Source organism: Oscillatoria nigro-viridis PCC 7112, assembly GCF_000317475.1.
GTDB lineage: Bacteria > Cyanobacteriota > Cyanobacteriia > Cyanobacteriales > Microcoleaceae > Microcoleus > Microcoleus nigroviridis.
This window is the reverse complement of the sequence record NC_019729.1, coordinates 3,461,395-3,474,106: the sequence shown is the minus strand read 5'-3', so window position 1 is coordinate 3,474,106 and position 12,712 is coordinate 3,461,395. Positions and strand designations below refer to the sequence as shown.

12 protein-coding genes are annotated in these 12,712 nt (G+C 48.0%); 2 read left to right on the top strand and 10 right to left on the bottom strand.

Annotated elements, in window-relative coordinates; translation table 11 throughout:
• Positions 1-45: 45 nt before the first annotated feature.
• The 4 genes from OSC7112_RS14750 to OSC7112_RS39765 form a co-directional block, all read right to left on the bottom strand.
• Positions 46-852 carry an alpha/beta fold hydrolase gene (locus tag OSC7112_RS14750; protein WP_015176649.1) on the bottom strand — a complete coding sequence of 269 codons (807 nt, stop codon included), beginning with the start codon at positions 850-852 and terminating at the stop codon, positions 46-48.
• A 158-nt stretch (positions 853-1,010) separates the two neighbouring features.
• Positions 1,011-1,466 (bottom strand): NUDIX hydrolase, encoded by a 456-nt coding sequence (locus OSC7112_RS14745; RefSeq protein ID WP_015176648.1) that lies wholly within the window; start codon positions 1,464-1,466, stop codon positions 1,011-1,013.
• Positions 1,467-1,552: 86 nt separating this feature from the next.
• A complete protein-coding gene (gene bcp / locus OSC7112_RS14740; protein ID WP_015176647.1) occupies positions 1,553-2,017 on the bottom strand; it encodes a thioredoxin-dependent thiol peroxidase in 465 nt (154 codons plus the stop codon).
• Entirely contained in the window at positions 2,014-2,157 is a 144-nt protein-coding gene (locus tag OSC7112_RS39765) for a hypothetical protein (RefSeq protein WP_190274401.1), read from the bottom strand. The genes bcp and OSC7112_RS39765 overlap by 4 nt, the downstream gene beginning before the upstream one ends.
• A 326-nt stretch (positions 2,158-2,483) precedes the next feature.
• Here OSC7112_RS39765 and OSC7112_RS14735 point away from each other — a divergent pair, with 326 nt between their 5' ends.
• Positions 2,484-2,675, top strand: a complete 192-nt coding sequence (locus OSC7112_RS14735; RefSeq protein WP_041623140.1) for an Asl3888 family RNA-binding protein — start codon at positions 2,484-2,486, stop codon at positions 2,673-2,675.
• Positions 2,676-2,774: 99 nt separating this feature from the next.
• Here OSC7112_RS14735 and argH read toward each other — a convergent pair whose 3' ends face one another.
• The 5 genes from argH to nusB form a co-directional block, all read right to left on the bottom strand.
• Positions 2,775-4,160, bottom strand: coding sequence for an argininosuccinate lyase (gene argH, locus OSC7112_RS14730; RefSeq protein WP_015176645.1), 1,386 nt, complete (start codon positions 4,158-4,160; stop codon positions 2,775-2,777).
• Positions 4,161-4,448: 288 nt separating this feature from the next.
• Entirely contained in the window at positions 4,449-4,688 is a 240-nt protein-coding gene (locus OSC7112_RS14725; RefSeq protein WP_015176644.1) for a hypothetical protein, read from the bottom strand.
• Positions 4,678-6,165: a PP2C family protein-serine/threonine phosphatase gene (locus OSC7112_RS14720; protein ID WP_015176643.1), complete on the bottom strand. Its 1,488-nt coding sequence runs from the start codon at positions 6,163-6,165 to the stop codon at positions 4,678-4,680. The genes OSC7112_RS14725 and OSC7112_RS14720 overlap by 11 nt, the downstream gene beginning before the upstream one ends.
• Before the next feature lie 452 nt (positions 6,166-6,617).
• The gene (ftsY, locus tag OSC7112_RS14715) at positions 6,618-8,375 is read right to left on the bottom strand and encodes a signal recognition particle-docking protein FtsY (protein WP_015176642.1); all 1,758 of its coding nucleotides are present in this window, start codon (positions 8,373-8,375) and stop codon (positions 6,618-6,620) included.
• A 248-nt stretch (positions 8,376-8,623) separates the two neighbouring features.
• Positions 8,624-9,256, bottom strand: coding sequence for a transcription antitermination factor NusB (gene nusB / locus OSC7112_RS14710; protein ID WP_015176641.1), 633 nt, complete (start codon positions 9,254-9,256; stop codon positions 8,624-8,626).
• Between the two features lie 411 nt (positions 9,257-9,667).
• On the opposite strand from nusB, the gene OSC7112_RS14705 reads away from it, so the two are divergent.
• Positions 9,668-10,879 carry an RNA-guided endonuclease InsQ/TnpB family protein gene (locus tag OSC7112_RS14705; RefSeq protein ID WP_015176640.1) on the top strand — a complete coding sequence of 404 codons (1,212 nt, stop codon included), beginning with the start codon at positions 9,668-9,670 and terminating at the stop codon, positions 10,877-10,879.
• Positions 10,880-10,946: 67 nt separating this feature from the next.
• Here OSC7112_RS14705 and OSC7112_RS14700 read toward each other — a convergent pair whose 3' ends face one another.
• The gene (locus OSC7112_RS14700) at positions 10,947-11,672 is read right to left on the bottom strand and encodes a DUF502 domain-containing protein (protein WP_015176639.1); all 726 of its coding nucleotides are present in this window, start codon (positions 11,670-11,672) and stop codon (positions 10,947-10,949) included.
• Positions 11,673-12,712: the final 1,040 nt, after the last annotated feature.

Below are 12,712 nucleotides of genomic sequence, written 5' to 3'. Positions count from 1 at the left end.
GACCAATGACCAATGACCAATTCCCAATCATTACCAATTCCCAATTCACTTCGCAAACTCGCGAATATAGTTAGCAACAACATCCGGGACTTCCTGCGGCAAATTGCTTTCCCCGGGACTGACTAATTGCAGTTCGGCATTAGGAGCCAGAGCAGCATAGGATTGACACAGAGACGAAGCTGCGGGAGTATCTTCAGAACCGTGCAACACCAAAACAGGCGCTTTCAGCAAAGGCAAATTCTCATCAACTAATTCCGCTGTAATTTCAGCCCGCCGGCGCCCGAACAGCAACTGCACGGCAACTGGGGACTCCATCAACTGCTGTCTGAACTTTAGCAGTCCGTCAATCTTTTTTTTGCTACCCAGCAACTTAGCAATTGGATAGATCGATCGCAGCCACCACAAAGCCAGCGGAGGTTTGCCGATCAGCCACCTAGCCGTCTGCCACCGCCCCCGCCGGTTGCCAACCTTGAGGCCTTCTGGGGCCAACAAAACCAAACCCTGAACTCGATCGGGATATTTGATAGCGTAGCTGGTGGCCACCCAGCCGCCCAGAGAGTGAGCGATTAAATAAACCTGTCGCACGTTCAAAGTATCGAGGTATTGGGCGAGACATTCTACTTCCAGGTCGATCGAATAATGAAGATTCGGGCGTTCCGAGTCGCCAAACCCCAGCAAATCCGGTGCGAAGCACTGGTAGTAGGGGCTCAAATGTTCGATCGTCCTCAGCCACTGACTGCTGTCGTGCCAAGAACCGTGCAAAAATACTAAATTCGGGCCTTGACCGACTTCGTGCCAGAAGATTTGCCCTACAGAGAGTTTGACCCGAGAATTTCGTAGCGGTGAGTACATCCGGTTAAATATTTAGTAATAAAAAGATGATTAATTTAATGTTCGGAGTTTGTGAATAAAAGTAGGAAAACAGTGCAAATTAATTCCACAGTGATAACAGACAACTTTTGACGGCGAGGTAATTTCCGACTTTTCTCAAATTTGGATGCCCCGCCGGTTTACGCCAAAGTTGTCAGACCTTGAAAATAGTCCTGTAAGTGTTGGTCGTTATCGTGGCTGAGCTGGCCCTCTGGCAGCGATGCGGGCAAAAAAGCCTCAACCTCGCTGACTTCAAGCGTATCCTGAACTTGCATCTTTCCCTCTACCTCTGCTGCCACCACGATACAAATCGAGTGCAGGCGAGGGTCTCGATCGGCTGCCGAATAAACACCCACCAAGCGGCGGATTTTGACTAAATCGAGTCCTGTTTCCTCCGCTAATTCCCGCCGGACTGTCGTCGGAATATCCTCTCCCCAATCCACCATACCTCCCGGCAGTGCCCAGCGACCGTTGTCGCGGCGGCGAATTAACACAATTCGCCCGTCAGGCAATACCGGAATCACGGCAGTACCAGTGATGGGATGTCGGAAAATCAGTCCCAGCACAGTTTGTCCAATTTGCCACAATCGACGCATAAACTCAAAAGCTTGTTTAGGAGATAGTAATTTCAGGCCTCCTAGCTTGCAGCTCCGGAGTCTTAATTTTTAATTTTTGATTCACGCTAGAGATCTGGCAAGTCTGCTAGGATATCCGCCGCGTGAGTTTCTGGTTTGACTTTCCGATAAACCTTTTCAATCCTACCATCAGGGTCGATCGCGAAGGTCGATCGAGTAATTCCCATAAATTCTTTTCCCATAAATTTTTTGAGTCCGTAACAGCCGTAGGCGGTAGCAACTTCGGCGTTGGAGTCGCACAGCAAGGGAAAAGGCAGTTGATATTTAGCTGCAAACTTGGCGTGGGACCCGGGCCCGTCCGTGCTGATGCCGAGGACTGCAATATTGCGCGACTCGTAGTCTGAGTAAATGTCGCGAAAGCCGCAAGCTTCTTTAGTACAGCCTGGGGTATTGTCCCTAGGGTAAAAATAAAGTACAACTCGCCGCCCTCGAAAATCTGCAAGGCTGACGACATTGCCTTGCGCGTCTGGCAGGCTGAAGACAGGAGCTACGTCACCGGGATAAATCGTCATTTGTCGTATTTTGTCAAGAGTTTATAGAAATCTTCTGGAAGATTGAAAACATGGCGTCCCGATCGCACCCAGATTCCGAGCGACTTGAATCCCCGTGTTCTTTTTTCTGGGTCTTGTACCGTGTGTGCTATGATCGTCATCGGTCTAAAATTGAGTATAACTAGCCAACGTAAAAACTTAACTGGATTAGTTGAGTGCGTAGTCACACCTAACGGTGTTGCGGTTTAGGAAAGCTAAATTTGAAGAAAACCTAACTACATAAAGAGAACTGATCGAGTACGGTAGGGCATACCGGAATTAACGCTTGGGGAGAAGACATTTATAATGCGGCGGTCGAAATCCTGTCGCAAGCAAGTGACTTCGCTGAACCAAGAATCTCAGTCACCAAGAGTGTACAGAGTGTCAACCTTAAGAATCCCCGTGCGTGAAAGCCCGGGGACTGTCAATGTTTATTAGTGAGGTCAGAATGGCTAAGCGCCGCAATCTCAAGAAAGAGAAGGCACAACGAAATCAAGCATACGCTCGCAAGTTTCGCAAGCGGAGAAATCAAGATATGTTCTCCAACAAGAGAAGGCGATTTGATGGCGGCAACGGCGGTGGCATGGGCGCCATGAGCGGCGGCAGACAGGACAAAGACATGGCTGCTGCTGAAGATTAATTGAGTCAGGCTATCTGCCGAACTTAGAACCAGAGTGGAAAACACGATCGTTCTAAGGAGAGATAGCCAGCCGGAATTTGTCCAATAATTCAACGATGTTTAGGCGATCCGATCGCGCGCAGCGATAAGTGACTTTCTCACTTGTTCAAACCCGGTACCCCCGTAACTATTGCGAGCCGCCACCACTTGCTGAGGTGCGATCGCGCTGTAAATGTCTGTCTCAAAGGCTGGGTGCAAGTCTTTCCACTCCTCAAGTGTCAAATCTTTGAGGAGTTTGCCCCCCGAAAGGCAAGTTTTGACGACTTTGCCGACAAGGTTGTAAGCTTCCCGGAAGGGAACGCCTTTGGCGGCCAAGTAGTCGGCTACGTCTGTAGCGTTAGAAAAGTCTTCCGTAACGGCAGCAGCGAGGCGATCGCCATTAAACTCGATTCCTTCGCGCAACAAAATGGTCATTGCTTCCAAGCAACCCTGTACCGTTCTTACGGTATCAAACAAAGCCTCTTTATCTTCTTGTAAATCTTTGTTGTAGGCCAAAGGAAGTCCCTTCACTACTACCAACAAGGCTTGCAAGTTACCGAACACCCGTCCCGCTTTGCCCCGCACCAACTCCGGCACGTCGGGATTTTTTTTCTGGGGCATGATGCTAGAACCAGTAGCGCAGCTATCTTTGAGCGTAATAAATCCAAATTCGTGAGCAGACCACAAAATCATTTCTTCTGACAAGCGGCTCAGGTGTACCATAATCAAGCTGGCTGCAGCGAGAAATTCGATCGCAAAATCTCGATCGCTCACTCCATCTAAGCTATTAGCATAAACATTGTCAAAATGCAATAGTTCTGCCGTATATTGTCGGTCGATCGGGAAAGTCGTCCCCGCCAGCGCGCCACAACCCAAAGGGGAAACATTCACCCGCTTGCAGATATCGCCGAGACGTTCCCAATCGCGATCGGTCATTTCAAAATAAGCTAACAGGTAATGAGCCAAACTGATCGGCTGAGCGCGCTGCAAATGAGTGTAACCGGGAATTAAAGTTTCTACGTGACGATCGGCAAGATCGAGCAAAACCCCTTGAAATTCCCGCAATTGCGATCGAATTTGGGCGATGCGATCGCGCAAATACAAGCGAGTATCGGTGCCGGCCTGATCGTTGCGCGATCGGGCCGTGTGCAACTTTTTCCCCGCATCCCCCACGATATCCGTCAGCCGCTTCTCTACTGCGAAGTGAACGTCTTCTGCATCAACTCCCGGAACAAAAAGTCCTTGGCGGTATTCGCGGCGGATCTGTTCCAAACCATTGACTAACTGTTCCCCTTCTGCTGCGGAAATAATCCCCGTTTTGGCCAGCATTTTAGCGTGAGCGACAGAACCAGTCAAGTCATACTCAATCAATTCAATATCGAAGCCAATACTAGCATTGAATCGGGCGATCGCCGGGTGCAGCGCCGATTCAAATCTTTGACTCCAAGTTTTTTGTTGTGTTGTCATTGCTCAAGCTAAAACTAGATTATATCTCTCTTGCAGAAGTCTATAAAAACCGTTTTTTAGCAAAGACTTTAGTCCTTCCTCCGGTTTGTAGTCTGGACTTTAGTCCTCCATCCCAGATTGTGCAAGCAAAAACTCAAGTCCTGACTACAAATTTTTTATACATCTTTTGACCAGAAAAAACTGAAGTCTTGACTACAAAATTGTGAAACTTTTGCTGCATCAGAAAGAAGTGAAGTTGGGGCTACAAACCTTTTAAATCCGTTACCGATACCTTCTTCGACAAGAACTCTAAGGAAAAATCCCTTTAAAGAACCAGCCAACAAAAATACCTATAAAAAAAGCTCCTATTTGACCAGTCGAAACAAAATTGTTCCAAGCTTTCTGGAAATTCGTAAAAATTTCGTAACTTTGAGCCAAAACCACCGTCGAACTCAAATGAGATTTCAAAACGACCACGTGAGCGACATCGTTCCAATTCATCGAACTGGTTAATCCAGCAGTAATTTCCGGCATTAAATTAACTATCATGGTGATTTTCTCCTGCTAAAGGTGTTACCCTAAGTACAACCAGTGTCATGTCATCTTCGTTACGATTGCCGATGCCAATAAACTGGTGAACGCGATCGAACAAATAATCCAAAATCTCTTCAGACTGCTGGTAATTTTGACAGGCCCACTGAAAAGCCGAGGTCAAGTTATCCTCATCAAACCGATCGCCCCTTTGATTAGAAGCATCGGTAAATCCATCTGTGTAATAAATAATAGTATCTCCTGGCTGCAATTGCACGCTTGCTTCTTGGTAATGCGAATCAGCATCCAGCCCAATTAACATTCCCTCCAAAGTATCGAGTTGAAGAATCGAATTAGTTGCAGCTTGCCACAGCAAAGGCGGGTGGTGAGCAGCATTGCTGTAAGACAAAACGCGAGTTTTCGGGTCATACTCCGAATAAAACAGAGTCACAAAACGGTGGGAATTTTCCAAATCCGCGTGCATAACCCGGTTTAAATGTTGCAAAATTCTCGACGGCGAGTGGCGGTTCAAAACCTCCGCGCGCAGCATACCCCGTGTCATCGTCATCAACAGGCCAGCCGGTACACCTTTGCCCATCACGTCGCCGATCACAATGCTCCAGCGGCCCTTGTCGATTTTGGACTTGAGATTTTTAATTAGGGATGGGGGGTGTTCCCCCTCATTCTCCTTGCCGATCGGGTCATAGTCAGCGGGAATAAAATCATAATAATCTCCGCCGACCCTGCTAGCAGTTTGGCAGCGGGCGGCCACGTCAACACCGGGAATTTTCGGACAACTGCGGGGTTGCAGCCGCAATTGAATTTCCGCCCCGATTTCTAACTCTCTGTCTAAGCGGTCTTTTTCCGCCAACTTAACAGTAAGTTCGTCTTTGCAAATAGCCACGGCGGTTTGATCCGCCACCAACCGAACTAATTTCTGCCTGCTGGGAGTCCAGAGATATTCCGGGTCACTGCTAAAAACATAAAGCCGTCCGCGTTCCAAATTGTTGACTAAAATTGGCGCCCCAAACAAATGAACATCCGGGCCCAAATAACGACCGACTTGCAGGTCTAGACTAGAAGTTTGCCCAGAGGTTTCCGAAAACGATGCAGCAGTAGCGCCCGCACCTGCTGTAGCTTGCCTGGTGGCTATTTCCAGCGCTTTTCGCATATCTTGGCACTGCCGTCCTTCCTGACAGTGCAACTGCTGGAACCTGACTTGACCGTTGGGTTTGAACAGCACTAAGGCTCCCCCGTCGGCATCGGTAACGCGAGTCGCCACCAAAGGTACCAACTCCAAAAATTGGTTGAGATTGTTAAAACTTCGCAGGGCAAATCCCAGCGAACCCAACATATCTTGGACGTTGTGCTGGTATCGGTGCAAGCGCGCCACCAGTTCTTTGAGGGCAAATACTGGCGTCGCGTCGGTAGAATTGCGACCCGGAGGGCGGTCAGCAGGTTGAGGTGAGGATCGAGGCAAAGGCACAGCAGTCATTTTAGATTTGTGATTTTCGATCTGAGAACGAGGAGGAATGATTGAGGACTTACGCGCCGCTTGAACAAAACCCGGTTTTTTTTCGAGCAAATAGTTTGGGTTGAGCAGGTAGGTTGGGCAGTAGGGGAACTTTACCCAACAGCATCAATTTTAGATTTGAGATTTTCAATTAAAAAATTGGAGATTTTTGCTCGCATCTCAAATCTAAAATCGCCAATTCTTTAATCGTTTGTTGGGTGTCGATCGCGCTTTGATTCCAACTAAGCTAACTAAGCAAGAACAGGGCGAAGGTATTGTTTCTAGATATTTAGTTTTTTACTCGCCACCGGGTGGCGATCGGCGCCAGACCTGCGATGCTAGTTTGAGGTTAAGGATTTGAGATTTTGAACCTCTGTATCCGCCTCCCAAAATTGGGACGACCACAGATACCTCATCAATCTAAAATCTAAAATCTAAAATCTAAAATCGAGTAGGGCTTCCACAAATTCGTAACTAGAAAACGGACGCAAGTCTTCGATGCTTTCCCCGACTCCAATAAACCGGATTGGCAGACCGAGCTGCTGCACTACTGCTAGGGCAACACCACCTTTAGCAGAACCGTCGAGTTTTGTCAATACTACTCCGCTTAATTTTGCCGATTCTGCGAACACTTCTGCCTGTCGCAAACCATTTTGACCCAGTGTGGCATCCAAGACCAGTAGAGATTCTACGGTAGCGCCTGGGGCTTTCTTATCTACAATGCGACGGATTTTACTTAATTCGTCCATCAGATTTTTTTTGTTTTGCAGGCGGCCTGCGGTGTCTACGACCAGCAGTTCTGTGCCTCGGGCGGTGGCGGCGGCGATCGCGTCAAACACGACAGCAGCCGGATCGGTATTTTTCCCTGGGTTGGCAATAATTTCGACGCCGCTGCGGGAACCCCAAACTTTCACCTGTTCGACGGCGGCGGCGCGGAAAGTGTCGGCGGCGGCAATGAGGGTTTTGTAGCCGGACTTTTGAGCAATGTGCGCTAGTTTGCCGATCGTCGTAGTTTTGCCCGCACCGTTGACTCCTACGATCAACCAGATGTTAAAAGTGTCTTTTTCCGGGGCAAATGTCAGGCTGTAGGCGGGATTACCGGCGGCGGTTTCGGCACAGGGAGCGTCGAGAATCTCGCGCAGGATGGTTTTCAGGTAGGCTAGAGCCTGTTCTGGCGGCAGCACTTCTTGTTTGAGTCTTTCTTGGAGGCGACTGATAATGATGTCGGTGGCTGCGACTCCGACATCGGCTTGCAGCAGCAAAGTCTCAATTTCGGCTACCGCGTCTTGATTGAGCGGCCCTTGACCGACGATCGCCTTTAGTCGATTAATTAAGCTGCGACGAGTTCTTTCTAAGCCTTTCCGCAGTTTTTGCAGCCAAGTGATTTCTTCGACGGATACTTGGTCTGGCCGGCGACCTTGACTTGCCAAGATTTCTGAAGACCACAGGAAGCCTTCGTCAAAGGCGAAACCGGGAATTTCTTCGATAATTGCGGCTCTCTCGGCGGCGGCTGCAATTACGTCTGGTTCTTCCAGGGCGGTTTCTTTGAGGCGTTCGATGCGCTCCATGCGATCGGCTTGAGCTCTGGCCCAAAACGGCAGGGCTTCGGCTGCTTCGCCGTCGGATGCGAGTGATGCGGTTTCTACAACCTCAGTTGCAGGTTCGGCAATTTCTATATTTTCTGCTGTAACTTCTAATTTTTGAGCTATGGGTGCAATGTCGATCGCCCCGGCTTTTGGTTGCAGAGTTTCTGGAATTTCTACTGGGTTAGCTGCATCGGTTTCTACCGCCTCGGTTGCTTCAAGTGCCGCTGGTTCTGCAACTTCTGGAACTTCTGCAACAGTTGGTGCTGTGGGTGCTGGTTCGAGTTCGATCGTCTCCGTTGGTTCAACAGCCTCCGCTTCTGCAACTTCTGGAACTGTCGCGATTTCTGTTGCGGCTGCTGGAACTTCAGCCGCTGCTGTTTCGGCAACTTCTGTTTCGGGTTTTTGCTGTTTTTGAATATTTTTGTAAGCAGCTTTCGCCCAATTGAGATAATCTTCGGCTACAGCGGGGGAACTTGAATCTGCTGCTGTATCTGTTTGAGGCTCAACCGATGCGGATTTTGCAGACTCATCTTGAGTTTGTTGGGGTGTATCTTTTTCGGAAGATTCGCTTTCGCTGTACTGGCGACGAAACCAATTAAATACCATAGAAGTAAATGGGGAATAGAGAAGAGTTATTAGTGCAGTCCTGGATGCCTTAAGGCCAGAGAAACCGGGTTTTTTAGCTTACTGTGGACTATAACGAAGGATTTTCGTAAAAAACCCGGTTTCTGACTACCCGTGCGTCCAGGACTATAGTCATTAGTCATCAGTTCTTAGTGTAGAGCGGATTGCCGATTGCAGATTGCCGATCGCTATTGACCGATGACTGATGACTGATGACTGCTGACTATCGACTACTGACTAATAACTTCTGCGTTGATTTTATCGACTACTCGGCGGAGGACTCCGTTGATGAAGCGATGTCCTTCGTCGCCGCTGTAGCGTTTTGCCAGTTGGACGGCTTCGTTGACGCTGACTTGTTCGGGTAAGCCGAGATATAGCATTTCGGCGATCGCGATTCTCATGATATCTCGATCGATCCGGGGCAACCGTTCTATTTGCCAGTCTACCAGCGCTTCCGAGAGCAATTCATCAATTTGAACACGGTTGGCGCTGACTTTCGTCAGGATTTGCAAAGCATAGGTGCGGACATCTTGCTGGTTGGCTAGCTGGATCAGTTCTGGAAACTCCATTGCTGAACCGAGACGGTTGATGGCGGTTTGGGTGAGTTCGACAGCTTCCCGCACCATTGTTCTAGCACTTTGTATATCGGCGGCACGGATTTCGCTGGCAAGCAGCTTGTCGCTACTCCGCTGCACTTCGGATGCTGCTGCTTCTAGGGATTCTTGAACTTCTGCTGTCAGGGTGCGGATGGCGGCGAGGAGAACATCTTGCAGTTTCTTGGCTTCTAAGAGTTCTGGATTCGCCGGCAGTTGGCTGATGCCGAGGAGTGCGAGTTCGCGTGCTGTTTCGCGGGCTTTTTTCATAGTTTTTAGATAGAGATTGAGAATTTAGGAAGTTTTTCGATCGCGCGCGGACTTGAACTTTAGCAGAAAACTCGACTAAAAGTTCTACCAGACCGGCAGTCTGACTCGCCAGCGGCGGGTAGTTTACAGATACTTCGCCCTCAAACCCAAGATTTATGCAAAGGAATCCGGTTTCTGAGTATAAGCTTTCTCGGTTTGGGCTGGTTTTGTCGAAATATTATAAATAAAACCCTGAAAACCCCGCGACTTTAGTCCGGGGATGAAAGGGGTAAGGAGGCTTTAGCCTCCCAGTCTATTTTCTGCGCTCTCAGGATGGCGCTGTCAAGTAAAACCATGTAAATCTTTGTGAACAACTAGAGGGATATTAAGCCGACTCTGGTAGCATAAGACTATCGTGATGAGGTCGAAGTCATGTTAGTTTTTGAGTTCAAAGCATCGGGTAAAAAGCAGCAATTTGACGCTGTAGACGAAGCAATTAGAACAGTGCAGTTCATCCGAAACAAAGCACTGCGGTTTTGGATGGACAACGAAAAAGTTGATAAATACGCATTGAACAAGTATAGCGCTGTTTTAGCTAAGGAATTTCCGTTTTGCGATGACTTGAACAGCATGGCTCGACAATCGAGCTCAGAAAGAGCGTGGTCGGCAATCTCCCGATTCTACGACAACTGTAAAAAGAAAGTCCCAGGAAAAAAAGGATTCCCGCAATTCCAGAAACACAACCGCTCCGTCGAGTACAAAACTACGGGCTGGCGTCTGGCAGACGACCGGAAATCAATCACTTTTACCGATAAAAAAGGAATCGGAAAGCTCAAGTTAAAAGGAACGCGCGACTTACATTTCTATCAGCGCAGTCAAATCAAACGAGTACGTTTGGTAAGGCGAGCAGACGGATATTATGTCCAGTTTTGCATTCAAGTTGACCGTTCTGAAAAGATTGAAATCACGGGTAACGCCATCGGGTTAGATGTAGGACTTAAAGAGTTTTACACTGACTCAAATGGCATTGCAGTTGATAACCCGCGTTTCCTCCGCAAGGGAGAACGCAGGTTGAAGAAATCCCAAAAACGAGTTTCAAAACGAGTCAAGGGTTCGCAAAACAGAAAAAAAGCTAGAGCGATTCTAGGGAAGCGCCACCTCAAAATCAGCAGACAGCGTAAAGATTTTGCCGTGAAGTTGGCAAGATGCGTCATCCAGTCTAACGACTGTGTAGTCTACGAAGATTTGAGGATTAAAAATATGGTGAAGAATCACTGTCTGGCAAAATCGATTAACGACGCTTCTTGGTATATGTTCCGAATTTGGCTGGAATATTTTGGCAAAGTATTCGGAAGAATTACGATTGCCGTACCAGCTAACGGAACAAGTCAAGAATGCTCTAGTTGCGGAACAATTGTTAAGAAAAGTCTCTCAACGCGAACCCACGCTTGTCGGTGTGGATGCGTATTAGATCGTGACTGGAACGCAGCTAAAAATATCCTGAGTCGGGGATTGAGTACGGCGGGGCACGTCGGAACTTGGATCTTAGATCCGAACGCTTGTGGAGAATTGACCGCTACCGATGTTGAAGTAATTCTGCATCGGCAAGTCGATTCTGCGAATCAAGAATCTCCTCGGCTTTAGCCAGGAGAGTGTCAACTGCTATGGGGAAAGTTTACACGGTCTTACGGGTCACTAAAGATGTCTTGGTTTAGTCTTCTTCGACTGGGACAGCCTGGTATCTTGATTCGGATACCAAGGGTTCGAGTGTTTTGCCCTTGATGTTTTCGGGGCTTACTGCAATTGAGTTGCTGGGGTTGACGATGCCGCCGGAGATGATGACTTTAAAGGCATCTTCGATCGACATTGACAAATTGACTAAATCTGCCTCCGGGACTATAGCGTACCATCCGGTAGTGGGGTTGGGAGTGGTGGGGATGAAAATACCGATCGGGGTTTCACCGGAAAGGTGAGGCGGGATATCGTTACTCTCGATCGTACCGGTCACAAATGCTAAAGTCCAGATTCCCCGCCGGGGATATTCTACTAACACCACGCGGCGAAATTTGTCATTTGATTTGAGGAGGGTTCCCAACAGTTGTTTGAGGGTTTTGTAAACCGAACCGGCTAAGGGAATTGCCTGCAGCAGCCGTTCGCCAAAGTCTAGCAGCCACTTGCCGAAAATGTTGCGGGCCATTAAACCGATGACTAAGATACTCAGCAGGGGTACAGCCAGACCTACTAAAAGATTTAGCAGATTCACCAAAATCGGGTGGAGTCCGTCAAAAGGGTTGATCTGCTTGGGAATTTTGGTGAGAAAATTGATCACCCAACTGGCGACGGTAATTGTCAGCCAGATGGTGGTAGCTAAGGGTATCACTACCAATAGTCCTGCGATCAGGTCGTTTTTTAAGTCTTGTTTGATGCGTTGGAGCACGGCGGGTCAAATCTCCTCGTAACTGGTTCCCAATAACCTGAATAAAGCTGAGACTAAAGCAACTGCACGGGCTTTACTGGAAGTCACCATAGACGATCGTCTTCAATTCTGCTAAACCCTACCATTTCTGAGGGGGAAGAGTTAGGGATCGCCGGTGCTGTACCTCTATTTTAAAGAATTATTGCAAGTTGGCGCTTGGTTTTAATATATGCGGGCTGTGCAGCAGCTCACCGTATTGTATATTTTAAGACATTTTGGCTCTGCCTCAACCAATCAGCCGATCGGTCAGAGCCAGCCTGGGAGTTCAAGTGTAGCGAGTCCAGAGAAAATTTTCTGGGATTTGTAGAGGAAATTAATTGGTCGATCGAGCTTTCTCAGATTTGCGGCTGGGTGGGACTTCGTTGTATCGAATTCAGAGGAATCTATCCAGGTTGAGTTCAGTGTCTGTAGAAAAATCTATCTTTGGATAGATGCAGCGCGACCATTGTTATTAGTTTACGAGGGTGATTGTTGAGGGGACAGCGCTCGACAAGCCAACTGCGAGCTCGGTTGCAACTGTTGCATCCTAGGCAAATCCGGCAAAAAGTAAAGCAGACAGACCAGCAACTTGGACTTTTTTGACATATCGATCGATATTCAGGAAATCAGGGCAGAATTCAAGCGAATTCGAGTTTGAGAGGAGCGACAAAGCAATATAGAATTAATCCGGGCATCACTACAAAAAAAATAATCTGCCAAACGAGGTAGCAGTCGTTAGTAGCAAGCGAGATAAATTACTATATAGCTAGTTGTTTCTGGCCAGAAGCGCGCAACTATTTGCTCAACAGGGTCTAGCTAAACGGTTGCATAGAAGCAAGACTCCAGCGGTGCAGATTCTTTGGAAGCAGACGAAAGTTAAGGAAAAACAAGCGTACTAGCCAATCAAGTCAGAGCGGGGATTCACCTCGCGACAAGCAGCAATAGACTTGGTTAGAAGTTAGGATTGAGATATGAATGCTCAACTCATGAAACCAATTGATTTTTACATTTTTTTATGCGAT

Excerpts from the sequence above, each read along its gene's own strand:
- OSC7112_RS14705 (WP_015176640.1), top strand. The coding sequence starts at position 9,668 with ATGTTAGTTTTTGAGTTCAAAGCATCGGGTAAAAAGCAGCAATTTGAC.
- OSC7112_RS14735 (WP_041623140.1), top strand. The coding sequence starts at position 2,484 with ATGGCTAAGCGCCGCAATCTCAAGAAAGAGAAGGCACAACGAAATCAA.
- OSC7112_RS14720 (WP_015176643.1), bottom strand. The coding sequence starts at position 6,165 with ATGACTGCTGTGCCTTTGCCTCGATCCTCACCTCAACCTGCTGACCGC.
- OSC7112_RS14745 (WP_015176648.1), bottom strand. The coding sequence starts at position 1,466 with ATGCGTCGATTGTGGCAAATTGGACAAACTGTGCTGGGACTGATTTTC.
- nusB (WP_015176641.1), bottom strand. The coding sequence starts at position 9,256 with ATGAAAAAAGCCCGCGAAACAGCACGCGAACTCGCACTCCTCGGCATC.
- OSC7112_RS14750 (WP_015176649.1), bottom strand. The coding sequence starts at position 852 with ATGTACTCACCGCTACGAAATTCTCGGGTCAAACTCTCTGTAGGGCAA.
- argH (WP_015176645.1), bottom strand. The coding sequence starts at position 4,160 with ATGACAACACAACAAAAAACTTGGAGTCAAAGATTTGAATCGGCGCTG.
- ftsY (WP_015176642.1), bottom strand. The coding sequence starts at position 8,375 with ATGGTATTTAATTGGTTTCGTCGCCAGTACAGCGAAAGCGAATCTTCC.
- bcp (WP_015176647.1), bottom strand. The coding sequence starts at position 2,017 with ATGACGATTTATCCCGGTGACGTAGCTCCTGTCTTCAGCCTGCCAGAC.
- OSC7112_RS14725 (WP_015176644.1), bottom strand. The coding sequence starts at position 4,688 with ATGATAGTTAATTTAATGCCGGAAATTACTGCTGGATTAACCAGTTCG.
- OSC7112_RS39765 (WP_190274401.1), bottom strand. The coding sequence starts at position 2,157 with ATGACGATCATAGCACACACGGTACAAGACCCAGAAAAAAGAACACGG.